General features: G+C 44.0%; 26 protein-coding genes, 1 tRNA gene and 1 pseudogene. 16 read left to right on the top strand and 12 right to left on the bottom strand.

What is annotated here, in order from left to right; translation table 11 throughout:
• The first annotated feature begins 33 nt into the window (after positions 1 to 33).
• The 3 genes from Q0081_RS00925 (at position 34) to Q0081_RS00915 (ending at position 2,268) form a co-directional block, all read left to right on the top strand.
• Positions 34 to 402, top strand: coding sequence for an iron chaperone (locus Q0081_RS00925; protein ID WP_298348270.1), 369 nt, complete (start codon positions 34 to 36; stop codon positions 400 to 402).
• A 17-nt stretch (positions 403 to 419) separates the two neighbouring features.
• Positions 420 to 1,589 (top strand): nitrate/nitrite transporter, encoded by a 1,170-nt coding sequence (locus Q0081_RS00920; RefSeq protein WP_298348269.1) that lies wholly within the window; start codon positions 420 to 422, stop codon positions 1,587 to 1,589.
• A 226-nt stretch (positions 1,590 to 1,815) separates the two neighbouring features.
• Complete coding sequence (locus Q0081_RS00915; protein ID WP_298348267.1) at positions 1,816 to 2,268, top strand: VOC family protein; 453 nt, start codon at positions 1,816 to 1,818, stop codon at positions 2,266 to 2,268.
• Between the two features lie 224 nt (positions 2,269 to 2,492).
• On the opposite strand, the gene Q0081_RS00910 is transcribed toward Q0081_RS00915, so the two are convergent.
• The 8 genes from Q0081_RS00910 to Q0081_RS00875 form a co-directional block, all read right to left on the bottom strand.
• Positions 2,493 to 2,960 (bottom strand): DinB family protein, encoded by a 468-nt coding sequence (locus Q0081_RS00910; RefSeq protein ID WP_298348265.1) that lies wholly within the window; start codon positions 2,958 to 2,960, stop codon positions 2,493 to 2,495.
• 65 nt (positions 2,961 to 3,025) lie between these two features.
• Entirely contained in the window at positions 3,026 to 3,577 is a 552-nt protein-coding gene (locus Q0081_RS00905) for a TetR/AcrR family transcriptional regulator (RefSeq protein ID WP_298348263.1), read from the bottom strand.
• Positions 3,578 to 3,683: 106 nt separating this feature from the next.
• Entirely contained in the window at positions 3,684 to 4,055 is a 372-nt protein-coding gene (secG, locus tag Q0081_RS00900) for a preprotein translocase subunit SecG (RefSeq protein WP_298348261.1), read from the bottom strand.
• Between the two features lie 118 nt (positions 4,056 to 4,173).
• A complete protein-coding gene (locus tag Q0081_RS00895) occupies positions 4,174 to 4,998 on the bottom strand; it encodes a hypothetical protein (protein WP_298348259.1) in 825 nt (274 codons plus the stop codon).
• 104 nt (positions 4,999 to 5,102) lie between these two features.
• Positions 5,103 to 5,672: an LptE family protein gene (locus tag Q0081_RS00890; RefSeq protein ID WP_298348258.1), complete on the bottom strand. Its 570-nt coding sequence runs from the start codon at positions 5,670 to 5,672 to the stop codon at positions 5,103 to 5,105.
• Positions 5,653 to 6,996, bottom strand: coding sequence for a sigma-54-dependent Fis family transcriptional regulator (locus tag Q0081_RS00885; protein ID WP_298348257.1), 1,344 nt, complete (start codon positions 6,994 to 6,996; stop codon positions 5,653 to 5,655). Before Q0081_RS00885 ends, Q0081_RS00890 begins: the two co-directional genes overlap by 20 nt.
• A complete protein-coding gene (miaB, locus tag Q0081_RS00880; RefSeq protein WP_298348256.1) occupies positions 6,993 to 8,483 on the bottom strand; it encodes a tRNA (N6-isopentenyl adenosine(37)-C2)-methylthiotransferase MiaB in 1,491 nt (496 codons plus the stop codon). The genes Q0081_RS00885 and miaB overlap by 4 nt, the downstream gene beginning before the upstream one ends.
• 207 nt (positions 8,484 to 8,690) lie before the next feature.
• Positions 8,691 to 9,014 (bottom strand): tetratricopeptide repeat protein, encoded by a 324-nt coding sequence (locus Q0081_RS00875; protein ID WP_298348255.1) that lies wholly within the window; start codon positions 9,012 to 9,014, stop codon positions 8,691 to 8,693.
• A gap of 107 nt (positions 9,015 to 9,121) precedes the next feature.
• Here Q0081_RS00875 and Q0081_RS00870 point away from each other — a divergent pair, with 107 nt between their 5' ends.
• From Q0081_RS00870 to Q0081_RS00860, 3 genes are all read left to right on the top strand, one after another.
• On the top strand, positions 9,122 to 9,859 hold the full coding sequence (locus Q0081_RS00870; protein WP_298348254.1) for an electron transfer flavoprotein subunit beta/FixA family protein: 738 nt from the start codon (positions 9,122 to 9,124) through the stop codon (positions 9,857 to 9,859).
• A gap of 90 nt (positions 9,860 to 9,949) precedes the next feature.
• Entirely contained in the window at positions 9,950 to 10,915 is a 966-nt protein-coding gene (locus Q0081_RS00865; protein WP_298348253.1) for an electron transfer flavoprotein subunit alpha/FixB family protein, read from the top strand.
• Between the two features lie 273 nt (positions 10,916 to 11,188).
• Positions 11,189 to 11,779 carry a bifunctional nuclease family protein gene (locus Q0081_RS00860; protein WP_298348252.1) on the top strand — a complete coding sequence of 197 codons (591 nt, stop codon included), beginning with the start codon at positions 11,189 to 11,191 and terminating at the stop codon, positions 11,777 to 11,779.
• Between the two features lie 92 nt (positions 11,780 to 11,871).
• Here the strand turns inward: Q0081_RS00860 and Q0081_RS00855 are convergent, their stop codons facing one another.
• Positions 11,872 to 12,750, bottom strand: coding sequence for a DUF2911 domain-containing protein (locus tag Q0081_RS00855; protein WP_298348250.1), 879 nt, complete (start codon positions 12,748 to 12,750; stop codon positions 11,872 to 11,874).
• 116 nt (positions 12,751 to 12,866) lie between these two features.
• Between Q0081_RS00855 and Q0081_RS00850 the strand changes: the two genes are divergently transcribed.
• The 3 genes from Q0081_RS00850 to rpe all read left to right on the top strand — a co-directional run bounded on the left by Q0081_RS00850 (position 12,867) and on the right by rpe (position 14,647).
• On the top strand, positions 12,867 to 13,421 hold the full coding sequence (locus Q0081_RS00850) for an NUDIX hydrolase (RefSeq protein ID WP_298348248.1): 555 nt from the start codon (positions 12,867 to 12,869) through the stop codon (positions 13,419 to 13,421).
• A 65-nt stretch (positions 13,422 to 13,486) separates the two neighbouring features.
• Positions 13,487 to 13,885 (top strand): hypothetical protein, encoded by a 399-nt coding sequence (locus Q0081_RS00845; protein ID WP_298348247.1) that lies wholly within the window; start codon positions 13,487 to 13,489, stop codon positions 13,883 to 13,885.
• Positions 13,886 to 13,990: 105 nt separating this feature from the next.
• On the top strand, positions 13,991 to 14,647 hold the full coding sequence (gene rpe / locus Q0081_RS00840; RefSeq protein ID WP_298348245.1) for a ribulose-phosphate 3-epimerase: 657 nt from the start codon (positions 13,991 to 13,993) through the stop codon (positions 14,645 to 14,647).
• A gap of 3 nt (positions 14,648 to 14,650) precedes the next feature.
• Here the strand turns inward: rpe and Q0081_RS00835 are convergent, their stop codons facing one another.
• Together Q0081_RS00835 and galK are read right to left on the bottom strand one after the other, a co-directional pair.
• A complete protein-coding gene (locus tag Q0081_RS00835) occupies positions 14,651 to 16,282 on the bottom strand; it encodes a glycerol-3-phosphate dehydrogenase/oxidase (RefSeq protein ID WP_298348244.1) in 1,632 nt (543 codons plus the stop codon).
• Positions 16,283 to 16,342: 60 nt separating this feature from the next.
• Positions 16,343 to 17,506: a galactokinase gene (galK, locus tag Q0081_RS00830; protein WP_310586466.1), complete on the bottom strand. Its 1,164-nt coding sequence runs from the start codon at positions 17,504 to 17,506 to the stop codon at positions 16,343 to 16,345.
• 149 nt (positions 17,507 to 17,655) lie between these two features.
• On the opposite strand from galK, the gene Q0081_RS00825 reads away from it, so the two are divergent.
• The 3 genes and pseudogenes from Q0081_RS00825 (at position 17,656) to Q0081_RS00815 (ending at position 19,463) form a co-directional block, all read left to right on the top strand.
• Positions 17,656 to 17,729: transfer RNA gene (locus tag Q0081_RS00825), tRNA-Arg, on the top strand.
• A gap of 294 nt (positions 17,730 to 18,023) precedes the next feature.
• A pseudogene (locus Q0081_RS00820) lies at positions 18,024 to 18,248 on the top strand (Arm DNA-binding domain-containing protein); the annotation flags it as partial.
• The gene (locus Q0081_RS00815) at positions 18,222 to 19,463 is read left to right on the top strand and encodes a site-specific integrase (protein WP_310586467.1); all 1,242 of its coding nucleotides are present in this window, start codon (positions 18,222 to 18,224) and stop codon (positions 19,461 to 19,463) included. The pseudogene Q0081_RS00820 and the gene Q0081_RS00815, both read left to right, overlap by 27 nt.
• Before the next feature lie 53 nt (positions 19,464 to 19,516).
• On the opposite strand, the gene Q0081_RS00810 is transcribed toward Q0081_RS00815, so the two are convergent.
• Positions 19,517 to 19,789, bottom strand: a complete 273-nt coding sequence (locus tag Q0081_RS00810; protein WP_298348242.1) for a hypothetical protein — start codon at positions 19,787 to 19,789, stop codon at positions 19,517 to 19,519.
• Between the two features lie 175 nt (positions 19,790 to 19,964).
• Here Q0081_RS00810 and Q0081_RS00805 point away from each other — a divergent pair, with 175 nt between their 5' ends.
• The 4 genes from Q0081_RS00805 (at position 19,965) to Q0081_RS00790 (ending at position 22,886) form a co-directional block, all read left to right on the top strand.
• Positions 19,965 to 20,465: a thermonuclease family protein gene (locus Q0081_RS00805; protein ID WP_298348240.1), complete on the top strand. Its 501-nt coding sequence runs from the start codon at positions 19,965 to 19,967 to the stop codon at positions 20,463 to 20,465.
• Between the two features lie 83 nt (positions 20,466 to 20,548).
• Positions 20,549 to 21,304, top strand: a complete 756-nt coding sequence (locus Q0081_RS00800) for a hypothetical protein (protein ID WP_298348238.1) — start codon at positions 20,549 to 20,551, stop codon at positions 21,302 to 21,304.
• A gap of 135 nt (positions 21,305 to 21,439) precedes the next feature.
• Positions 21,440 to 22,120, top strand: a complete 681-nt coding sequence (locus Q0081_RS00795) for a hypothetical protein (protein ID WP_298348237.1) — start codon at positions 21,440 to 21,442, stop codon at positions 22,118 to 22,120.
• Positions 22,121 to 22,124: 4 nt separating this feature from the next.
• Positions 22,125 to 22,886 (top strand): hypothetical protein, encoded by a 762-nt coding sequence (locus Q0081_RS00790; protein WP_298348236.1) that lies wholly within the window; start codon positions 22,125 to 22,127, stop codon positions 22,884 to 22,886.
• Positions 22,887 to 23,014 lie beyond the last annotated feature (128 nt).

Raw genomic sequence — 23,014 nt, 5'->3', positions numbered from 1 at the left:
AAAAAAACCTCTAACCAATTAGAGTACAAGAAGATGAATACACAAATAAATACCATTGACGAATACATTGCTGACTTCCCAGAAAACATCCAACTTAAATTGGAACAAGTGCGGGAAGCCATAAAAAAAGTAGTGCCCGAAGCCGAAGAAACTATTAAATACGGTATGCCTACGTTTACCCTCAACGGAAACTTGGTTTATTTCGCGGCCTTCAAAAATCACATAGGTTTCTATCCTGTTCCTACCGGGATAGAGGCGTTCAAAAAAGAATTTTCAGTCTATAAAACAGGGAAAGGTTCGGTTCAATTTCCGCTTGACCAACCCATGCCCTTAGATTTAATCACGAAAGTGGTACAGTTTCGAGTGGAAGAAAATTTGAGTAAACCGAAGAAAAAGAAATAGCCTGAGAAACCACTCCAATGCGACGAATATTACCCATCATTACCATTTCCCAATTTTTATGTACCTCTCTTTGGTTTGCCGGAAACTCGATCATTGCCGATATCGCCAAAGATTTAAGCCTTGAACCTCAGTTTTTAGCGCATCTGACCAGCGCCATTCAGTTTGGTTTTATCAGCGGAACTTTGGCTTTTGCCATTTTTACCGTTTCAGACCGCTTTTCACCTTCCCTCGTATTCTTTTGCAGCTCTATTTTAGCCGGGCTTTTCAATCTGGGAATAAGTATTGACGGCATTCATTCTACAGAAATACTGATATTCCGATTTTTAACGGGCTTTTTTCTGGCAGGAATTTACCCCGTCGGCATGAAAATCGCTTCTGATTATTACAAAGCAGGACTTGGCAAATCATTAGGTTTTTTGGTAGGTGCGTTGGTGTTGGGAACAGCATTTCCGCATTTATTAAAGAATCTGATAACAGGGTTTCCCTGGAAATATGTAGTGTACTCAACTACTGCCTTATCCTTATTGGGCGGCCTTTGTATTCTTTTGTTGATCCCCGACGGTCCCTACCGTAAGTCAAGTCAACAATTCAATTTCACTGCGTTCTTAAAAGGATTCCAACAACAAAATTTTCGTTCTGCTTCCTTTGGCTATTTTGGGCACATGTGGGAGTTGTATACTTTCTGGGCTTTTGTACCAGTCATCCTTGCAGCCTATCGTAACCGATACCCCGAAACGAACCTTAATATCTCTTTATTGTCATTTCTCATTATTGCCTCGGGAGGGCTCGCCTGCGTTTTCAGCGGACTTGTTTCTTCTTATTTTGGAACCAAGAAAACGGCGGTTATTGCCTTGACTATTTCCTGTTTATGCTGCTTGCTTTCTCCCCTTTTCTTATTTTCACCTTCCGTCATTCTGTTTCTAACCTTCTTATTCATTTGGGGACTGGCAGTCATTGCCGATTCTCCATTGTTTTCAACCTTGGTTGCTCATAATGCTCCGGAAGAATCAAGAGGTACTTCGCTTACCATCGTCAATTGTATCGGGTTTTCCATTACCATCGTTAGCATACAGTTTATAAACAGCTTATCTGATAAAATGGATTCACAGTATCTATACATGCTGCTTGCCATCGGCCCTTTGTTTGGACTATTTGCTTTACTGAAAAACAAATCCGGTAAGTCATAAAAAAGCAAATCCAGTAAAAGCGATGACGAAAGAAGGCAAAATAATATGGGCTAATTGGGCTACTTCTTACCATTGAGGGCTTTTTAGGAAAATCTGTTTACCGTGACTACCGAAAAGAGCTGTCGCAAACCACCCTGACTTTGTCGTTTTCACATAGGAGGCTATCCAATGAATAACATTACTTTTACTTCAGTTAAAAAGTAATCCGGTTAATAAAAATAAAGCCATGCAAAAAATTACTCCTTTCCTGTGGTTCGACGGGAATGCCGAAGAAGCCATGAATTTCTATACTTCTGTCTTTAAAAATTCAAAAATCGTACGTATCAATCGCATTGGTGAAAATAAAGACACTGTATTAGGCGGTACCTTTCAGATTGAAGGCCAGCTATTCCATGTCCTGAACGGAGGCCCACAGTTTCACTTTACACCCGCCATCTCTCTCTTTGTAAATTGCGAGACTCAGGAAGAAGTAGACGAAATATGGGAAAAACTCACCGCTGATGGCGGAGAAGGAGGAAGATGCGGTTGGTTGAAAGATAAATTTGGTCTGTCATGGCAAATCATTCCTCCCGTTTTAGGAGAATTACTGAACAGCCCTGATTCTGAAAAATCAAAAAGAGTCATGAATGCCATGCTTCAAATGAACAAAATAGACATTGAAGCCTTAAAGCAAGCTTGATGTAAATTTGTAAAAACCGACATGGAAAAGACAAACGGCTTTCCAACCATAAAGAGAAAGAAATCGCCGGCCTTCACGGTATGGGTCCCAATACGCTTACCAAAATCAAACTGGCTCTGCTTGAAAACGGACTCTCTTTTGCCGATAAATAACTGACTGTTAATCCCTAAGTGATTAAGACTCGAAGCGAAGATTCAAAACGATCCTCGTTTCGGGTCTTCTTTTTACCCACGTGAAGCCAAAAAAGCAATGTAAGTAGTCAGTGGTAATGGCTCAATTTTTCCTTTCAGGCCCAAAATGATTTGCCCTCGGTGGTACGTTCCGTGTCCGTGGTTGACCAAATGCGCAACGACGTCATACAACGCAATTTTTCGTTCTGTATCTGAATTGGGCAGTTTAAACGCCACCAATTGATTGAAATCTTCTTCGGAAGCAGTGTCAATAAATTCACGCCATTGCTTCCGACTTTTCTCCATCAATTCGGTGCATTCTTCTAAAGTTAAATCCGGCCAAAGGCTGATTATAGGCACTTCCTTACGAATGCGACTCAACCAGATGGATTGAGGAGCCAATACGTGCGAAAACAATTGCAATGTTCGCTCGCCCGGCTCTTCGCATTGTTGCATACTCCGAAGAATAATGGCATTGGCCCACTCTTCATACTGAATTGATTTTAGGAGATTTTCTTTCATTGGATTAGAGGATTTGATTATAAACACAGACAACTCTGTCTATTTTTGGGGTAAATTTTTTTTAGTTACTCCAACATCTTTTTCGCGGCATTTTTAGCTATTACAATTGGCCAAACATGCTGATAGATTTTACTTTCAATAATCGCCCCTTCAAAGAGCAAATAGATACTGTCAGCCAAGGATTGGGAAGCAATCGGCTTATAGTGCTGTGTCAATTGAGCAAAATAAGCCCGTAATTTGGACTTGTGTTCCACAATTTGTTCCCTCATTTTTGGACTGCTGTCGCTCAATTCGGTCAGCAAATTGATAAATCGACACCCTTTGAAATTTCGTTGTGGTTGGCTTTCTTCCAAATATTCAAAACAGGCCACTATTTTGTCTAATGGTGTAGTTTTTTGATCAAGATACGCCTGAAATAGCTTAAACCATCTTTCGCGTTCGTACTGCAAATAAGCCACGCCCAACTCATCCTTAGACCCATAATGTTGATACAGGCTTGCCTTAGCTACTTTTGCCTCCTCAAGTATCTGATTAATACCTGTTTGCGTGTAGCCCTGTTCATAAAACAAGCGCGAAGCCGTAGCCAGTATTCTATCTTTAGGACCGTTTTCTTTCATATTTACACAAGCATTGTGCAAACATAGACAAATCTGTCTACATTTTGAATTGTAAACAAAAAAGCCCCGAATTTCTTCGGAGCTTTTTATAAGATCAAGGTTTTGATTATTTCTGCGCCGGAGCAGGTTGTTGCTGTGCAGGAGCAGGTGTTGTAGAAGGTGCTGGAGTCGTTGGTGCTGGAGCAGCAGGCAACGAACGGCTGTTCGCTTTTTCAACGTTTACGCTATTGATACCAGCATCCGCCGATGGCGTACCGATAAACAAATTAGATACCAGAGCCAAGGTAGCCATTGCACCGGCCAATCCCCACGTAATTTGCTCTAACAAGTCAGTGGTGCGTTTTACGCCAAACATCTGCGTAGCACCCGAGCCGCCAAATTCTCCGGCCAAACCGCCGCCTTTTGAATTTTGAACTAATACAAGCAAAATCAACAAAACGGCGATGATTGCAATAATAACAATGAATACAGTGAACATTTTTTTTACAGTTTGTAGTTTACAGTTTATAATTTACAGTTTGTAGCTGGCGGCGTTCCTTTTTACAGTTTGCAATTTAGTGCTCACTTGTTATTGCTTACTTGCCACTTGCTTACTTTTACTCCGTGGTTAAATCCTTAATTTTTTCGGCAAAGTACGCCTTTTTTTCCGGTTTTTTCAACATCAGTTGTTCGTATATTTCTATGGCGCGCTCAATTTTACCTTGTCTTGCCATAATTTTCGCCATTCCTTCGCTCACGACACCTTCTGTGAACACTATTGTTCGTTTCTTTGCCAAATCTTCGGGCTCCATATTAACCATATCATTCAGATTAGCACGAATCGGGCCCATTCGGGCTTCGTTCTCGATAAAACTGTCAATAATGGCCATTTGTCGTTGTCGTTCAAGTTCATGGTGTGCTTTTTGTTCTTCTTCGACAACAGAATTTTCAATTTGTTCCAACTCGTTTTGTAGGGCGTTTTCGCGCAATGTAGTATCGTCTATGGGTGGTAATTCAGGCAATGCCGGCTTTTCAGCGGCGGGTCGAGAAAGCTCTTCCTCTGAAAGATTAATCAACGGCAATTCAGGAAGTCGCCAATTAGGTTTTAATAAAGGCGAAACGGAGGGCTTTTGATAATCTCCGGGCCAGATCAGCACATTCTCAAATTGCCGACTCCGCAAATTAGGAGACCATTCAAATTCATTTTGAATGAGTTTCCGGAGCGTATTACGACTGAGCGAATAAGCCGCAGCTTTCTGTAACTCCGCTTCTGCCACATCAGGCTGATAGGTCGCAATGGCTTTGGCTACCAAAATATGAAGTGTTTGACTATAGGGGTACAATTTTGCTGCTTCCTGCAAATAAGGTATGTCAGCTTCGGCAATATCGTCTGGATGCGACGTCCAGTACGAAAATGATTCTTTTACGTAACGATTATTCATATATGGGGTCAAAAAAAGTTTATAGTCACGGGATCGCCCGTGCGACAGTTTATACGAAGCAGTAATTGACAGATAACGGTTAACATTTAACCGGTAACGAATTACTACCAGTCGCCTGCCGATTTATTAAAAATATCCTGTACAAGTTGGTCTAATATAACCGGAATAAGCCGGCTTTCCACTTGACTGAGCGTCTGGTTTTGGGGGAAATCTTTGAAAAAAGAAAAGCTTTGATCAAAGTTTTTCTCCTCGTCTTTATTATTGGTGAATTTTACCTGAATTGTAATTGTCAAACGGTTAAAAGCAGCTTGGTCATTGGCGGTTGGTGCAGTGGGAGTTACTTCATAAGCGGTAATCGTTCCTTCCAATTGCATATCTCCATTGGAAGGCAAGAGAGCTAAACTGGTATTACGTTGGTAATACTCTTTCATTTTTTCATTGAACTGCAATGCCAAATTGGCCGGGCCACCCGCCGTAGACATAGTAAAGTTCACTATCGTAACACTCTTAATATCAGGCGATAACGTAGCTCCTTTAAAGGAATAAATCCCACAGGAAGTGCTGAAAGCAAACAGTAAACAGTAAACAGTAAACAGTAAACATCTCTGTCTTAGCTCTACTTTCCACTTTTTACTTTCCACTTTCCACTTAAAATCAATCTTCTTCAATATCATATTGTTTAATCTTGCGATACAACGTCCGTTCCGAAATTCCCAATGCCTGTGCGGCATATTTACGCTTACCTCCACTGCGTTGTAGCGCCTTCACAATCATCTCTTTCTCTTTGTGTTCCAACGAAAGCGACTCATCTTCCGCAGCTTCGTGAACAATATCCTCTACCTCATTACCCAAACTATCATACGGCGTAATTTGAATCACATTGGGATTTGACGCCACTCCAACTCCGTTAGAGGCTACATGCTGATTATTGGGAGCAGCATGTTGTGCACTTGGCAACAGTTTGGTACTGTCGCCCAAGGGTTGAACGTCAGCTTCAATACTGTTAAGCAAATTGCCGTGCTCTCTTAAAATATCACCGTGATGCGCTTCATTGCTCAACACCTTCAAGACCAATTTCTTGAGGTCATTCACATCGCGGCGCATATCAAACAGGATTTTATACAATAATTCCCGCTCGTTGAATGATTCTGCTCCATTTCCGTTAGCCCCTCCCAGAAACGTCATCGAACGGGTAGAGGAAGCGTAATTTGGTAAGTATTTTACCAATACCTGAGGCGTAATAGGCACTTTATTGTCAGATTCGAGAATCTGAATCTGCTCTGCGATATTTTTAAGTTGACGAATATTACCAGGGAAATTATAGCCAGTCAACATATCGCGTGCTTCAGTCGTCAGCGTGACAGGAGTGATGCGGTATCGTTCCGCAAAATCGGTCGTAAATTTCCGAAAAAGCATATCAATATCGGTTCCACGCTCGCGCAGGGGTGGTACGGCAATCGGCACCGTATTCAGTCGGTAGTATAAATCTTCCCGAAATTTTCCCCGCTGTACCGCATCAATCAAATTCACATTAGTAGCGGCCACTACCCGAACATCAGTCTTCTGAACTTTAGAAGAACCCACTCGAATGAATTCTTTATTTTCCAAAACCCGCAAAAGGCGCGCCTGTGTCCCAATCGGCATTTCGGCAATTTCGTCCAGAAAAATGGTGCCCCCATTGGTAATTTCGAAGTATCCTTTTCGGTCCTCAATGGCTCCTGTAAAGGAACCTTTTACATGCCCAAACAACTCAGAATCAATGGTTCCTTCAGGAATTGCCCCGCAGTTGATCGCAATAAACGGACCGTGTTTACGGGCACTGAGGTTATGAATGATTTTCGAAAAAGATTCCTTCCCGCTCCCACTCTCTCCCGTAATCAGCACCGTCAAATCGGTCCCTGCTACCTGCATTGCTACGTTCAACGCATAATTAAGGGCAGGGGCGTTGCCGATGATACCGAAGCGGTTCTTTATGGATTGAATTTCAGGATTTGTCATGACAATACAGTCTCTCCTTCCACGACTTGCCCAAGCAAAGTCGCCGATGAGCATTCAGTAACCAAAACGTGTACATAGTCCCCTTTTTGGTGTTGCCAACGTGGGAAAATCACTACTTTATTTTGGTCATTTCTTCCACACAAATCTGCATCGGAACGTTTAGAAGGCCCTTCTACCAATACTTTATACACTTTCCCTAAGGACATGTGATTACGTTCACCCGAATGTTGACGCTGAAGGGCAATCACTTCCTGCAAACGGCGCTTTTTTACTTCTTCCGAAATATCATCCTTGAGTTTTTTAGCCGCAGGTGTACCCGGACGCTCCGAGTACGCAAACAGGTACGCATAATCATACTTCACATACTCCATGAGAGAAAGCGTTTCTTGATGCTCTTCTTCCGTTTCTGTACAAAAACCGGTAATCATGTCGGTAGAAATACCGCATTCTTCCCCTAAAATAGCCCGAATTCGGTCTATCTTCTGCACATACCAATCACGGTCATACGTGCGGTTCATTAACTTCAGCACTCTGCTGTTTCCGCTTTGGGCAGGCAGGTGAATATACTTACAAATGTTGTCGTACTTTTTCATCATCCAAAGAACATCATCGGTAATGTCTTTAGGGTGGGAAGTACTGAATCGTACCCGCAAATCAGGGTGAACCATGGCCACCATTTCAAGAAGCTCGGCAAACCCCACGGCAGCGGCCGACCGTCCTAATCCCTCCCCTGTCAGGGAGGTGGAATTTACTCCCCCATCGGGGGCTAAGGGGCTATACTTATATGAATCCACATTCTGTCCAAGCAATGTCACTTCACGATAGCCATCGTTGAAAAGCTGACGCGCTTCTTCAACAATACTGTGCGCATCACGACTGCGTTCACGTCCGCGAGTGTAAGGAACAACGCAGAAACTGCACATGTTGTCACAACCGCGCATAATGCTGATGTACGCCGTAATCCCGTTGGAATTGAGGCGAATAGGCGAAATGTCTGCGTAGGTTTCTTCGCGTGACAAAAACACATTGACTGCTTTTTGCCCCGTTTCGGCTTCTTCCACCAAACGTGGCAAATCGCGGTAGGAATCGGGTCCGGCCACAATGTCTACCATTTTTTCTTCATCCAACAATTTGGTTTTCAGACGCTCAGCCATACAACCCAACACCCCGATGATCATTCCCGGGCGTTTTTTCTTCAAATTGTTTAACTGCTTGAGCCGATTCCGAACCTTCTGCTCGGCATTGTCACGGATGGCGCAGGTATTTAAGAAAATGACATCGGCATTATCTTCCGTGGAGGTAGTAGCAAAATCAGCATTACGCATGACCGCCGCCACAATCTCACTGTCCGAAAAATTCATCTGACAGCCGTAACTTTCAATAAATAAGCGTTTTTTGTCTACTGCGGGCTCATCTTCACTCACTTTAACAAGTTCACATGCCTCTTTATCAGTATCAGATAATATTTTAAGTGTTGAGGTAATCATTAGATCAGTACACGGTTTACGGTTCTCAGTCCACTTTGAGTTTTTATTAGTGGAGTGGATGTGTAACATTAAATAACTCGGCAAAGTTACGAATAATAGCCGAAATTACTGACAAAGTGTCAGTCTTTAACAAACTTTAGCAACCACATAGGCACATAGGGCACATAAGAAATGCAAAAATCTATTGTGTTCTATGTTCCTATGTGGTTACAAGTTTTCGTCCTGAAATGCCCGATAAGCTCGTTGTAATTCCTGATACGTTTTTGTATTTTGCTGATTCAAAGCCAATTGCATCCCCTTTTGATAGAGTTTTTCTGCATACTCAGCATTACCTATTTCAGCAAAAAGCGCCGCTGCATGATAATAAGTAGGCAGATAATCCGGTTGATTATCTAAGAGAAACTTAAAATATTCGGCGGCTTTTTGCACATCGTTGTTTTGGTATTCCATCGCCAATGCGTAGGCATTGAACGGATCGGAGGGATCTTCCTCGTAAAATTGGAGCAGTAATTCTAATCGGTTATTATTCATAAAAATTATTATGCAAGCATACTATTTTTAAAACCCTTGCTTTATATATTTGCACCAACAAATTAAATCTCCCAAAAGTTATATTTCAAACACATCTAACTAAGCACATGAAAATTTTAGTTTGTATTACCAACGTACCTGATACAACCGCCAAGATTAGTTTCATCGAAAACGATACTAAATTCAACAAGGCAGGGGTACAATTCATCATCGGCCCCTACGATGACTATGCGCTGGCGCGAGCAGTTGAATTGAAAGAACAAACAGGCGGAAGCATTACTGTATTGAACGTTGGCGAAGCCGACAGCGACCCACAAATCCGGAAGGCACTAGCCATTGGAGCCGATTCTGCCGTACGCGTGAATTGTGACCCGCAGGATTCTTATTTCACCGCTGCGCAGATTGCCGCGGTAGCTAAAGAAGAAAATTTCGACCTGATATTGATGGGACGCGAATCGATTGATTTCAACAGCGGAGTAGTTCACGGCTTAGTAGGTGAACTGTTGGGAATTCCCTCTTTTTCACCGGTAATGAAATTAGATATTGAAGGAAATACCGCCAAGTTTGCAAGAGAAATTGAAGGCGGAAAAGAATACCTCGAAGCTCCTCTGCCGCTGGTATTGGGCTGCCAAGAGCCGATTGCAGAGTGGAAAATCCCTAATATGCGCGGTATCATGACTGCCAGAACCAAGCCATTGAAAGTAGTGGAACCCGTTGCCGTAGGCGATATGGCCACGCTCGACAAATACACCCTGCCTGCTCCCAAAGGAGCCTGCAAGATGATTCCTGCCGACCAAGCCGAAACCCTTATTTCATTGCTTAAAACGGAAGCAAAAGTGCTTTAAATAATGTCAAATTTCAAGTGCAGAATGTCGAATGGTTTCGACACCGCACGGGCGGCCCCGTCTGCATTCAAACCTCGAAACTAAAAAATCATGTCTGTTTTAATATTTGTAGAACTCGATAACGGAAGCATCAAAAAAACTTCCTTGGAAGCCGTCACTTACGGCGCAGAAGTAGCAAAAGCTACAGGAACTACGGCCACCGCCCTTGCCATTGGCACCTCTGATGCCAGCGAATTAGCTAAAGCAGGCGCGTATGGCGCAGCCAAAGTACTACACGCCAATGCGACCGAATTGGCCAACGAAAACGCAATGGCCTATGCTTCTGTGTTAGCCGCAGCCATTCAACAGGAAAATTCAGAAGTTGTTATATTGCCAAAATCAGGACTTTGCGACGCCATGAGTGCACGCGCAGCCGCCAAATTAGGCGCAAGCGTTGTATCAGGCGTGACAGACCTTCCCGATTTATCCAATGGCTTTAAAGTAAAACGCAGCATTTTTACCGGCAAAGCATTTGCTAACGTTGAAGTAAAAGGAGCTGTCAAGATTTTAGGCATTAAGAAAAACGCCGTTGAAGCAGTCGCGGGAAGTGGAACCGCAGAAGTGGTTGTGTTTAGCCCTTCGCTTGTCGGCGGCGATTTTGTGGCAAAAGTAATCAGTCAGGAAAAAGCAAGCGGAGAATTGTCATTGACCGAAGCTGATATAATTGTATCGGGAGGTCGCGGAATGAAAGGTCCTGACAATTGGCAGCCACTGCTTGATTTAGCGCACGCTTTAGGAGCCGCTACGGGCTGTTCAAAGCCCGTGTCTGACTTGGATTGGCGCCCTCACCACGAACACATTGGACAAACAGGAATCAAAGTGGCTCCCAATTTGTACATCGCCTGCGGAATTTCCGGTGCCATACAACACTTGGCGGGTGTAAACTCTTCCAAAGTCATTGTTGCCATCAACAAAGACCCCGAAGCCCCATTCTTCAAAGCTGCCGATTATGGTATTGTGGGAGACGTGTTTGATATTTTACCAAGATTGACAAAAGCAGTGTTGGATACTAAGTAAAATAGAAGTTAGGAGTGAGTTGGTTGAAATAAGGCATGTGTCACTCCAAATACTTTCTCAAATTGGAAACTTCAAACTTCAAGGTAGTGTTAATAAACCTGCGGGAAAAAGGAAACCCTTTTCAAATCCCCGCAGGTTTATTATTTTTGCATCCTCTCTTCAACGAGAACCATTGTCTGTTACCGCAAGGCGGGCTGTGTTGTCCTTTTTTTTGTTGAAAAAAATGGACAAAAACGATTAGCGGATAAGAAATAACAGTTAACGTAAACTATAGTGGAAAAAATAAAACTTGAAATTTTAGGGCTTTCACCAAGCCAATCTCAGGCCGGCTCATTTGCATTGGTATTAGGTGAAGAATTTGGCAATCGCCGCCTGCCGATTATTATTGGCATGTTTGAAGCACAGGCAATTGCGATTGAAATTGAAAAAATTCAACCCAATCGCCCTATGACGCATGACCTCTTTAAGTCATTCGCCAAGGCGTTCAATTATTCAGTAAGTGAAATTGTTATTTCGGACTTACGGGAAGGGATATTTTTCGCCCGAATCCATTGCTCTGACGGCGTAAGAGAAACCATCGTGGATGCCCGCCCTTCAGACGCTATAGCAATAGCCCTTCGTTTCAACGTTCCACTTTACACCTACGAAACCATCCTTTCTGAAGCTGGAATCGTTTCCGGTTCACAAACAGAACCCGATGAGGCGATTGAAGAGTTGGTACAGTCCTCAAAACCGCGTTCGTTGAGTGAACAAATAAAAAATATGTCGCTTGATGAATTGCAACGAGTTCTTGATGAAGCACTAAACAATGAAGAATACGAAAAAGCCGCAAAAATCAGAGACGAAATAGCTCGCCGAAATTAATAGCAAGGCCAGTTCACAGTTTCTTGCATAATAAAAGAAAAGCCTCGACAATGTGTCGGGGCTTTTCTTTTATCATGCAAACTTATGCTGAATTATTTCTTTTTCTTCAACGCAGGCATTACGGCCGGAACAGGGATTTTTGATACAAATTCGGCGGCTCCTTTTTCGATGGCGTCTTTAAAGAACGGAAAAGCCGTATCATTGCTTGATTGTCCGATTTCCAGTGCTTTTTTTGCCAAAGGGGCGGCTTCTGCAAAATTGCCCAACTTCCCTAAAATTTGAGCTTTTGTCCATAAGTTACGGAAGGTTTCTTTGTAAGCCACCGCTTGGTTAACCATTGACAAAGCTTTTTGTAAATCCATTCCTTTCGTCAACAAATAACTTGCACCTGCGTTCATGTTGTTAGCACTTGCTTCAGCTACTTTATCAATGGAAGAGGTTACCATTTTAGTAGTACTAACCGACAGCTTAGGGCTTACCTTTACTTTGTCCCACATGATATCTAACGTACCCGTTGAATCTGTGATGTTTGAAAATCCAATCATAAACGACTCAGTAACCGGTGCTGAAGCAGCTCTTACAGTCACTCTTGCTACATCATCGGCCTGTTTGTATTCTTCAGGAGCGGTAGCAGCCGATTTATTGATAATCACTGACCAGGAATCCGCACCCGGAATACTGTAAAGAAAATATTTTCCCGCAGGTACATTTTGTCCTTCCAACATAATATCCGTTGAAAACTCAATAGCAGTAGCTTGATTGGCACCTGTGCGCCAAAACTGGCCGTAAGGCACTAGTTTTCCAAAAATTTCACGCCCTTTCATCGCAGGACGAGAGTATTTTACGGTAATGTCGGTTACTCCTATGGTCTGCATTACGGTAGCGGCAGGACTGGGCTGAGGAGTGCGAATTTGAGCTGATGACCATACACCTACGAAAGTTAAGGCGGTCAGCATCACTAATTTTTTCATGATTTTTAGCAATTTTGTTGGGAGGTTTATTAAATTTTTCGCCGCGAAGATACAGAAAAGATACGTATACACCCTATGCTCTATCTATTACTCATTACATATTTGTCCCCAATTTTATGAAACGAAATACACTTTTAACGTTACTACAAACACATCAACCGTTTGATAATGAAGAACATCGGATGTGGCTCGAAACAATTGATTTTGTCCAACAAAACCCCGATTGTTTTGAAAGATGGCTGACTATTGGCCACATCACAGGATCTGCCTGGATTGTTGACAACTCTCATAAACACGTGTTATTGATGCATCACCGCAAATTGGACCGATGGTTTCAGCCCGGCGGCCATGCAGACGGTGACCCTGATATACAGCAAGTCGCGCTTAAGGAGGCGCAGGAAGAAACAGGACTCACTGATATTAAGGCAGTTGATTCGAAATTATTTGACATTGACATTCACTTAATTCCTGCCAATTCTAAAGACACTGCTCATTTACACTATGACATTCGATTTTTGATGCAGGCAGATCGTAATGAGCCATTGAAAATTAACAGCGAATCAAAAAATTTAGCGTGGGTTCTTTTGGAAGACGTATATCGCTACAATGATTCAGAATCAATCATGCGGATGGTGAAGAAAATGAAGATAATAAGTAAAATTTTTGAGTAAAAGCGATTAATAATTCATAGGCAAGGTGCTTTTATAATTGTATTCCAAAAACTGTTAAATACATTATGAAGCATTTTTCATCTCCCCGCTTGGGTGCGAGGGCGGTTGGTTGCCTGTTATGGCTATATACCGGTTCTTTGTTTGCCCAACCCCTTAAAGAAGATCGCAATAATTATCCCCGCCCTCAAAAAAACCAAAAGGTAGAAGTATTGGTACGACAGAAGCCTTTTGTATTTTCGCCGCATTTATCCTACAAAGAACAAAAGGCAATGCAAATGACAAAAAAGAGGGTTGGCGGAATCACTTTCAGTGTCAAAACCTTAAAAAGAACCCAAGAAAATTCAGGCAATTCTAAGCACCTGAATTTGTTCTCAAAACCACGACGTTTGTCAGGCGAAAGTCTTATTGCCGACACCACCGCTCTGTTCATAAGGTATGAACTTAGTGATTCAACAAATCGGTAAAACGGAAGGGGAAGTAGAAAAGCATACGTCTTTTTGGGCTAAGAGATACGCCAAAATTCATAAAAAAGGCGAACTTTGCGCGAAATTAAGCTTATACAATTTTTCATGACTTCCCCTTTGATTGCCCCTTCTGTTTTAGCTGCCGATTTTGCCAATCTTCAGCGCGATGTCGAAATGCTCAATGCCAGTGCTGCCGATTGGATTCACGTAGACATTATGGACGGCGTTTTTGTTCCTAATATTTCTTTCGGACTGCCCGTCACGGCGGCCATAAAAAAGCACGCCCAAAAACCACTTGACGTTCATTTGATGATTGTTCAACCCGAGCGATATTTGGAAGCTTTTCGGGATGCAGGCGCTGAAATTTTGACCGTTCATTACGAAGCTTGTCCACACCTTCACCGTACTATTCAGCAAATCAAGAGTTTAGGGGCAAAAGCAGGAGTAGCGCTTAATCCTCACACTCCCGTGAGCGTACTTCAGGACGTCATTGCTGATTTGGATCTGGTATTGATTATGTCAGTCAATCCGGGTTTTGGCGGACAAAAATTTATCGAGCGCACGTACGAGCGTATCCGTCAGGCGGTGGCTATGATTACTGAATCAGGAAGTAAGGCGGTGATTGAAATAGACGGTGGAGTGAATCAGACAAACGCTCCCCTCCTCTATCATGCAGGGGCTCGTGCCCTTGTAGCGGGGAATTTTATATTTACGGCTGCGGACCCTATTCAAACCATTGCGGATTTAAAGAAAGTATGGTAAAATTTACTCTGCCGCTTTCATAAATGATTGGAGTTGGGCTTGGTAATCCTCGATTTGTTGTTGTTTTTGCTCCGAAGTCCAGCCCAACTCCTGCGCCATCAGGCTTGCCACTATGGGTAACGCCTCTTGAGTAGCTTCCCAATCCATGATTTCTAACCGAATCCGGCGTGCCAAAACGTCTCGAACAGTTATCGCCATTTCTTCACGAACTTGGTAAATTACCTCCGCTTGAATAAAGGGATATTTTTCGACCAATCGTTGCGCCCAAGCGCTGTTTTCCTGCGTCATCCGAGCTACTTTATGCGCACGGCTGCCATATTTACGAATCAAGTGTTTGGAAATATCCTTGGCCAATCGATAGACCGTTTGGATAATTTTCCAGTCTTCAAACGCATAGTCCTCCCCTCCTACCAACACGTGATTTGTGGTTTTGCATTCACGTTCTACACCCAGCAATTCGCAGACTTTGTCAATGGTATCCTGGGCCATGTATCGGTAGGTAGTCCATTTACCGCCCAACAGGCTTACCAAATTGGATAATTCATCGTGCTCTACTTCGTGGTCACGTACCAGTTTTTTAGTAGAAGCCGACTCACTCGCCGCCAACAGTGGACGCAATCCGCCAAAACCCGCCTTTACCTGACTTCTATCGGGGCGTTTGGCCAAATAACGCGTCAACGTATCCAACAGAAAATCAACTTCTTGCTCCTCTAAAATAGGTTCTTTGTCAATATCCCGATAATCCGTATCAGTTGTCCCCAGCAACAACTGCCCCTCAAACGGAATGGCAAAAACAACCCGTCCATCGCTGGTTTTGGGAATCAACATCGCATCCTCACTCTTCAATACTTCATAAGGCAGCACCACGTGCACACCCTTACTCGGACGAATACGCTTGGTCAATTTAGGATTTGCTTTTAACCGAACTGTATCGGCAAAAGCACCTGTACAATTAATAAACAAGTTGGCTTTAATGGCACAAGATTCGCCGTTAGTCAGCGATTTTACAACGGCTTCTGTCAACTTCTTACTTCCATCTACCTTAAAATCAAGCAATTCAGCATAATTCACCACCGCTACGCCTGCTTCATCAGCAGCATGGGCAAGCGCTAAGCAATAGCGTGCATCGTCCAATTGTCCATCAAAATACAGGACCGCACTGTGGAGTTTTTTTGCATTCAGCGTAGGCATTCGGAGCATCGTTTCTTTTTTGCTCAACCAACGGCTCTTGGGTAATGAATCTCCTTTGGCAAAAAAATCATACATACGAAGCCCAATCGTGAAATACAGTCCTTCAAACCAACTGAAAACGGGGGTTAACAAAGGCAGGGGGCGTGCCAAATGAGGAGCATTTTGCAGCACAATTTGGCGCTCTTCCAAGCCGTGCTTTACTTGTTTGAGTTGGGCAAAATCTAAATTTTTGAAAGCCTGTTCCAAATACCTCACGCCTCCGTGAATCAGTTTGGTAGATTTGGATGAGGTTTCGGAAGCAAAATCATTTTTTTCGATTAAAGCCACCTTGAAACCTCGCAGGGCAGCATCCAATGCACAGCCTGCACCGCTCGCCCCTCCACCGATAATACAGATGTCAAACATTTCATTTTGGAGTCGTTGGAGGTTTTTGGCGCGATTCATATTAAATTAGAAGTCAGGAGTGAGTAAAGAGTAATCAGTAAACTTTGTTAGAGATAAAAGTCAGTTTAATTTTTCAACGCCTTCGGTAATTTTTACCACGTGGCAAACCAATTTACGATTGAAATGATGCTGATAGGAAACGATCATTTGTTGAATAAAATCAGTAACCTTCTCCGTTTTGACAATATTAATCGTACATCCACCAAAGCCCCCGCCCATAAGCCGAGCTCCTAACACCTCTTCTTTATCGAAAGTCTGTTCTACCAAAAAGTCCAATTCCACACAGCTCACTTCATAATCCTTACTCAGGCCTTCGTGGGTTTCGTACATTTTCTTCCCAAACGCTTCTAAATCGTCTCTTTTCAGATCTTCACAAGCCGCCACTACCCGCTCAATTTCTCCTGTTACGTAGCGGCAACGGCGATACACATTTTCGAAAAAATCAGTACGATGAGCTTCCACCTGCGCCAAAGATACATCCCGTAAACTATGGATATGAGGATAAAACTGCTTTAAAATCGCAACCCCGGCCTCACATTCCTGACGCCGTGTATTGTAGGCAGAATCTGCCAATGTATGCTTGACACCGGAATTGCATAAAACCAGCTGATAATTAACAAAATTAAACGGGAAATATTCGTAGCTCAAATCCCGGCAATCAAGACGTATTACAGAATGGGCTTTGCCATGAATGGACGCAAACATATCCATAATTCCGCACTGCAATCCGGCAAAATGATGCTCAGCTCGCTGTGCCGTAAGTGCCAATTCCAAACGAGGCACCTTCAGTCCAAACAATTCACTTAAAGCAAACCCCATCCCACTCTCCACCGCTGCTGATGAAGAAAGTCCCGCACCATTCGGGACATCTCCACCGAATGCCACCTCAAATCCGTTTGGAATGACGTAACCGGCCGTTCTTAATTCGCTTGTTACTCCAATTAGGTAATTGGCCCAACTTTTAGAAGATTTTTGAATGGCATCCACTGAAAACTCGTAAGAATCATTCAAATCAACCGCGTATAATTTACCAATCCGGTCAGTGCGCGGCGAAATGGCAAAATAGATAGCTTTGTCAATGGCAGCGGGAAGTACAAACCCCTCGTTATAATCGGTATGTTCCCCAATAAGATTGATACGTCCCGGAGCACGAACTATAAAGGATGGAATTTTACTGAAAACAGTTTGAAAAGCGTCCGTGATTTTTTGAGAGTAGATAGTCACCGGTTATCAATTATGGTTTATTTAAGACAGATGGCAGGTGTAAATTGCGGTTACAAAAATAGGGAGTTTGCAAGGGGAATTACAATTTTTTGAAAGTTTGTTGCCAAAACGGCCAAAAACCTCTATTTTTGCACCCGCATTAGGTAGTCGGCCCCATAGCTCAGTTGGATAGAGCAACAGATTTCTAATCTGTCGGTCTTTGGTTCGAGTCCAAATGGGGTCACTAAGCAGTCAGTGCAAAAACACAAAAAAGTCCTCAAATGTGCCTTTACAGGCTATTTGGGGACTTTTTTTGTTTATCCGTCTCGCAGCGGCGCACCGCCCCTTGAAGGTATGCTTTCAGGGCTATTTGTGTACCCAATTCTCACACGGCAGCGGCCGACCGTCAATAGTCACACAAAAAGCTAAAAAATCTCACACCAAACAATTGTTTTGTAAAATTTTAACTATCAAGGGATTATGAAAGAAATTCGCTTTAAACCGCTGCGGCGGGCCGCTCGTTACCGAAAAACAAGACCAAGAAGGTAAGATGCCTATCTACCTTTTCTTCAATTATAGCACTTACCAGTTTCGATACTTCACCAAAGAAAAAGTCAAGCCCAAAGATTGGGACTCTACCAAAATGCGCTTTAAGCGTAGCTATCTTGGGTTCCAGCAGGCGAATGAGTATTTAGACATTTTAGAAGAGAAATTGCGAAAAGCCTATCGCGATTATATGAACCAAGGCATTATTCCCACTCCTTCGCTGCTGAAGTCTGAATTACTTCCTGAACCTACCGCTGATACAGGCACCCAACAATCAGAGCTTCCTTCGATTGTTGCACTTTTTGAGGAGTTTATACAAAGTCGAATCTCTAAGGGGATTAAACATGGTACTAAGAAAAGCTATACGACCAATCTATCTCGATTGAAACGATATGTAGCTACGGGTAAGCCACTGCAGGTGGACGGCTACACCAATACCGTTCACCAACATATTGTGAGGACGTTGATTGACCTGTATAATTTGCAGCCGAACTCCATCATGGATTTTTGTAAACAAATGAAAGTATTTTTCAACTATTGCCGCACTGATAAGCACATCACACTGCATCAATACCATGCTGACATTAAATCCGGGTTTGTGCAAACTGACCGTATCTATCTTACTGAAAATGACTTGGAAAAGCTACACAATGTAGTATTAACGGATTCCATGGTTCGGGTTCGAGATGCCTTTTTGTTTGCCTGTTATACGGGTTTACGTTACTCGGATCTGTCACGTATCAAAGTTGACCATGTGATTGAGCGGGGCAGCTACAAGTTATTGAGTTTTATTCCCGAAAAAACCAGTTCAGCTTTACAGAAGAAAGTGAAACGGGTAGAGATTCCACTGATTGGACGGGCAGCGGAAATTATTGAGAGATACAGCAGTACAGCAGGGCAACTTATTCCCGTGATTACCAATCAAAAAATGAATGAGTATTTGAAGGTGATAGGCATGTGGGCAGGACTGACTGACCTGATTGAAGTAGTCACTTATGAAAAAGGGAAGCCTACTTTGAAGTTGGTCCCCAAGTATGAAAAAATATCCTGCCATATTGCACGGCATACATACGCTACCTTGTCGCTCACGCGGGGTGTTCCTGTAGAAGTATTGCAAAAGGCGCTGGGTCACGCTGATATCAAAACGACAATGGTGTATGCTAAGGTAATTGATGAGTATAAAGACCGCGTCATTTTGGAACAAATAAGTTTTAGAGACGGAGAAGTTTTAGCTATCTTTCGTAGTATTTCACCACAAACCGAAGAAATTATCATGAGTGCATACGAGCAAACACTTGAGAGCTTTAACTTTGAAGTCATCAAAAGAGCGCTACAAAAAGGACTTCAAGTTGATATGATTGCTGCAATTGTCAATTTGCCTGTCCAAAAAGTAGAGAGAATCATTGAGAAAATAAAGAAAGGATTGGCATAGCCAACTAAATTTTTGATTATTCAGAAGCCTCAGCCCGATGGGTTGGGGCTTTTTTAGTTTTGGCACTGCGCTCCTGAAGTTGACCGGGGCGGTCTTCTATGTTCCTGCCATTCCTCCTCCTTCCAAAATTCCCGATTCAGGGCTTTGATGATTTCATTGGGGCTGGTATGGGTATAGTGCGCCACTTCCAAAGCCGTTACCCGCGAACGAGCGGGTTTTTGGAGGTTCAACCGAATCTTTCTCAAATGCTCCTTGGCAATATAAAGACTGCAATCAAATAACTGGGCAAAATCTTCGGTCGTTACGATAATCTTGAATCCTATCATCTGTAATGGGTTTGGGGGGCATTGGCGGGGGTTATGATTTTGGGCACTGATTTGACTCCCATTTTTGTCCGGTCAATCAACCCAAACACCTCCGTTTTTTCAATGAACAAATTTAAAGATTTTCTGCGCTCTTCCATACTTCAACTATGCTTCAACCATACTTCAGCTATGCTTCGTGGGGGTTGCCTTGGGCCAAGTAACTACTGGTAGAAAAAATGCCACTTTGGTTCGGGTGATTGACGGAGATACTTACCTGCTGCAGGTGGGGACAGTTCGTCAGACCCTGCGGTTGTTGAATGTGGATTGTCCGGAGTTGAGTCAGGCGTACGGTACGGAAGCCACGGCTCATTTAAACCATTGGTTTGCTTCGGCTCGTCAGATTGCCCTCAAAACCAATAAGTATCCCGATAAATACGGTCGGAAGTTGGGACATGTATGGTTGGATGGAAAACCGGTGGACTCCTTACTGACAGTCAACGGTTACGCTTGGGTAGGCCGGTATGGGCGAAATCTGAAACTTCGACGGCTGGAACAGTCAGCGCGGATTCGGGGCATAGGGCTTTGGAAGCAGAAGAATCCTGTACCGCCCTGGGTGTGGAGAAAAAGGTCCATAGTCCACGGTCGCGGGGCCGCCCGTGCGGTAGTCAACAGTTTCGTTCGATTTATATTCCCTTAGAGACGCTCCATCAACATAACAAATTTTATTACACTTCATCATAAAACCCCGTCCGTTGGGGACAAACGCAGACTTTAACAGCAATGGCAAAAAACACAGGGATTATCCAAATCCAGAGAAAATTAGGCAACGTGGTCTTCGACAAACGAGGCAGTGTCTGCGTGGCCGGTGGCAGTACGGCCGCCAAATTCAACTCCTCTGGCTCAATGCAGCGTACCCGCGAAAATGCCTCCGAGTTTACCAAGGCTGCTACCACAGGTAAAGTATTTCGGTTGGCGATGCGGCAATTGGTCGCCGCTGCGGGAGATTCGCTCATTACCAGTCGCGTGACTAAGAAAATGCGCGAGCTGATTGCCTTGGACGACATCAACATCCGTGGGCAGCGCGGTATTCTGGACGCTGAAACCGAAGCCTTGGTCGGATTTGAAATCAACGCCAATTCCTCGTTCAGTCAAACGGTTTTTGTGGCTCCCGCCGTGACCATTGACCGTGGAACGGGAGAAGTGTTGGTCACTTTCACGGGTATTAAACCCCTACAGGACGTGGCGGCCCCTTCGGACACAACCCACATCAAGTTCATTATGACGGCCTCCGCTATCAATTTCGAGGAAGAAATCTTTGATTCCAAAACCACCGAAACAGATTTTCTGCCCTACAACAACACGGCCGTATTGGCAGCGGCAAGTACGCTCAGTGTGGATTTGGGGGACAACTCAACGAATCCGATCGTGTGCGGGATTGGAGTGGAATTCTTTCAGCAAGTCAACGGGCAGCAATATGCTTTGAACAACGGAGCTTATAACTCGGCCGTGATTGCGAAAGTGGATGCGACTATTTAAGTCTTTCAGTTTACAGTTGCAGGTTTACGGTTTAGAATAAGTTCTTATTTCACACTTCAGGGGCGGGCGATGACCCGTCCTTTTCTTTTTTATCCTTCATTCAACATTTTTTTAAAATAACCGATGATCCAAATCATGCAAACAAAAACCCTTAAATTGCCCGAACAGTGGGTGGTTATTGGCGGGAAGGTGGGGAAACTTTCCACCAAAAAAACGGCTGCCATTTACGCCAACGATGCCGCTTTGCTCAATACCTCCGACACGGCCAATGCCGAAAAGTTCAAAAAAGCGGTCATGTCGGCCTTTCTGCGAATCGTTTCCAAAGGATTGACTAAAAATGCCCGCGCGGCGGCCACGTTTTTTGCCACGGCCACCGATATTTCCTCCGCGACCGATTTGAAAGAAGCCGTATTGATGATCATTGCTTCGGTAAAAGGATATAAAGAGGCCGGGATCGTAGTGGTGGATTTTGTTGCTTCGGCCACTACAGGCGCCCCTCTGTCGGTCGAGTTTATTCCTGAGATTATTGAGCAGCGGAAAACGCTGGCGTTGCAGTTTGGCTCAACCCTTACCCATGTTAAACTCGATTGGGTCAGCAGGGAACTCGCCGTTGACTTGCGAACGGCAGATTTACAGGCCCTGAGTCATACGGTGGAGCTTTCGACTCTGGCCACGGAAGCAGGCAAAGTGTGGATACCAGACGGGGTGAATACGGGGCTGAATGACGGCGGGGCGTTGCGCCTGGCATTAATTGAAACCAAAAACCAAAAGCAGCGCCGCAGCAAACTCTCCGACATCGGGGCCTTAATCGTCTGACCTCATGCCATTAACAAGCGGAATTACCAATAAGACCTATACCATCACTTATCGCAATCGATGGGCTATGGTGGGCGGCCTGTTAGCTCAGGTAACAGCCAAAAGAAACGCGGCGTGGTGGGCAACCAAAACGGAATTGCTCACGAGTCTGCAAGCCAAAAACTACGCAACTCTGGCAGCGGCCATGGTGGCTACGGTGACGCATCCAGGGGCTCGGGCCTTCTCCAAAATCGGGGACAAAAAGCCCCTGCTTCTTTACCGCGAGAATGCACAGGCAACGGTGCAGGGTATTTTGGCATCGGGTGGAACCCTCAGCGCTGCCGAGGCAATGATTACGGACACCATTCGGGGCTATGATGTAGTGGCGACGGTGGGGAAACAATCGTTGTTTATGTACCTGCAGGATGTGACAGCATCGGTGAACGGGACTCATCTCTCCTTCAGCAGTCAGGTCGTCAGCGGAGCGGGAGCCATGCCCGTGGGAGCCGGTGAAGGTTCTATCAGTTTGATTTTCCTGCTCTATGCTCCTGATGGCTCGGTTGTTCATCGTTTTTGGGGTAATACAGGAGTGGGAATTGAGAATGGGGCCGCAGTTTCGGCCAATTACAGTTTTCAATTGCCGTTGGCGGAATTGGGTTTTTCTCCCGCTATCGGTGCCGGTTCGCGGTTGGAGGCCATTGTTCGGCAATGGTACCGAACCTCCAAAGGACGATTGATGCCTCATATCAATGACCATGTCTACGCCATTGACCCGATTATCCTGTAAAGTGACTTTTCAATATGTTCGCCAATTTTAAATGTGAATAGCCTCCAATCGGGCGAGATTTACGAATTGAGGGCTACTTAAAAAATCATCAGGGTCTGTTTTATTGTAATTAAAAAAGGTTTGAGCGT

This window comes from Runella sp. (assembly GCF_027484545.1).
In the GTDB taxonomy this organism is placed as follows: Bacteria; Bacteroidota; Bacteroidia; order Cytophagales; family Spirosomataceae; genus Runella.
The sequence above is the reverse complement of the archived record's forward strand: the minus strand, read 5'-3'. Positions and strand labels throughout refer to the sequence as shown.

Excerpts from the sequence above, each read along its gene's own strand:
- Q0081_RS00925 (WP_298348270.1), top strand. The coding sequence starts at position 34 with ATGAATACACAAATAAATACCATTGACGAATACATTGCTGACTTCCCA.
- Q0081_RS00920 (WP_298348269.1), top strand. The coding sequence starts at position 420 with ATGCGACGAATATTACCCATCATTACCATTTCCCAATTTTTATGTACC.
- Q0081_RS00915 (WP_298348267.1), top strand. The coding sequence starts at position 1,816 with ATGCAAAAAATTACTCCTTTCCTGTGGTTCGACGGGAATGCCGAAGAA.
- Q0081_RS00910 (WP_298348265.1), bottom strand. The coding sequence starts at position 2,960 with ATGAAAGAAAATCTCCTAAAATCAATTCAGTATGAAGAGTGGGCCAAT.
- Q0081_RS00905 (WP_298348263.1), bottom strand. The coding sequence starts at position 3,577 with ATGAAAGAAAACGGTCCTAAAGATAGAATACTGGCTACGGCTTCGCGC.
- secG (WP_298348261.1), bottom strand. The coding sequence starts at position 4,055 with ATGTTCACTGTATTCATTGTTATTATTGCAATCATCGCCGTTTTGTTG.
- Q0081_RS00895 (WP_298348259.1), bottom strand. The coding sequence starts at position 4,998 with ATGAATAATCGTTACGTAAAAGAATCATTTTCGTACTGGACGTCGCAT.
- Q0081_RS00890 (WP_298348258.1), bottom strand. The coding sequence starts at position 5,672 with ATGATATTGAAGAAGATTGATTTTAAGTGGAAAGTGGAAAGTAAAAAG.
- Q0081_RS00885 (WP_298348257.1), bottom strand. The coding sequence starts at position 6,996 with ATGACAAATCCTGAAATTCAATCCATAAAGAACCGCTTCGGTATCATC.
- miaB (WP_298348256.1), bottom strand. The coding sequence starts at position 8,483 with ATGATTACCTCAACACTTAAAATATTATCTGATACTGATAAAGAGGCA.
- Q0081_RS00875 (WP_298348255.1), bottom strand. The coding sequence starts at position 9,014 with ATGAATAATAACCGATTAGAATTACTGCTCCAATTTTACGAGGAAGAT.
- Q0081_RS00870 (WP_298348254.1), top strand. The coding sequence starts at position 9,122 with ATGAAAATTTTAGTTTGTATTACCAACGTACCTGATACAACCGCCAAG.
- Q0081_RS00865 (WP_298348253.1), top strand. The coding sequence starts at position 9,950 with ATGTCTGTTTTAATATTTGTAGAACTCGATAACGGAAGCATCAAAAAA.
- Q0081_RS00855 (WP_298348250.1), bottom strand. The coding sequence starts at position 12,750 with ATGAAAAAATTAGTGATGCTGACCGCCTTAACTTTCGTAGGTGTATGG.
- Q0081_RS00850 (WP_298348248.1), top strand. The coding sequence starts at position 12,867 with ATGAAACGAAATACACTTTTAACGTTACTACAAACACATCAACCGTTT.
- Q0081_RS00845 (WP_298348247.1), top strand. The coding sequence starts at position 13,487 with ATGAAGCATTTTTCATCTCCCCGCTTGGGTGCGAGGGCGGTTGGTTGC.
- rpe (WP_298348245.1), top strand. The coding sequence starts at position 13,991 with ATGACTTCCCCTTTGATTGCCCCTTCTGTTTTAGCTGCCGATTTTGCC.
- Q0081_RS00835 (WP_298348244.1), bottom strand. The coding sequence starts at position 16,282 with ATGAATCGCGCCAAAAACCTCCAACGACTCCAAAATGAAATGTTTGAC.
- Q0081_RS00815 (WP_310586467.1), top strand. The coding sequence starts at position 18,222 with ATGAACCAAGGCATTATTCCCACTCCTTCGCTGCTGAAGTCTGAATTA.
- Q0081_RS00810 (WP_298348242.1), bottom strand. The coding sequence starts at position 19,789 with ATGATAGGATTCAAGATTATCGTAACGACCGAAGATTTTGCCCAGTTA.
- Q0081_RS00800 (WP_298348238.1), top strand. The coding sequence starts at position 20,549 with ATGGCAAAAAACACAGGGATTATCCAAATCCAGAGAAAATTAGGCAAC.
- Q0081_RS00795 (WP_298348237.1), top strand. The coding sequence starts at position 21,440 with ATGCAAACAAAAACCCTTAAATTGCCCGAACAGTGGGTGGTTATTGGC.
- Q0081_RS00790 (WP_298348236.1), top strand. The coding sequence starts at position 22,125 with ATGCCATTAACAAGCGGAATTACCAATAAGACCTATACCATCACTTAT.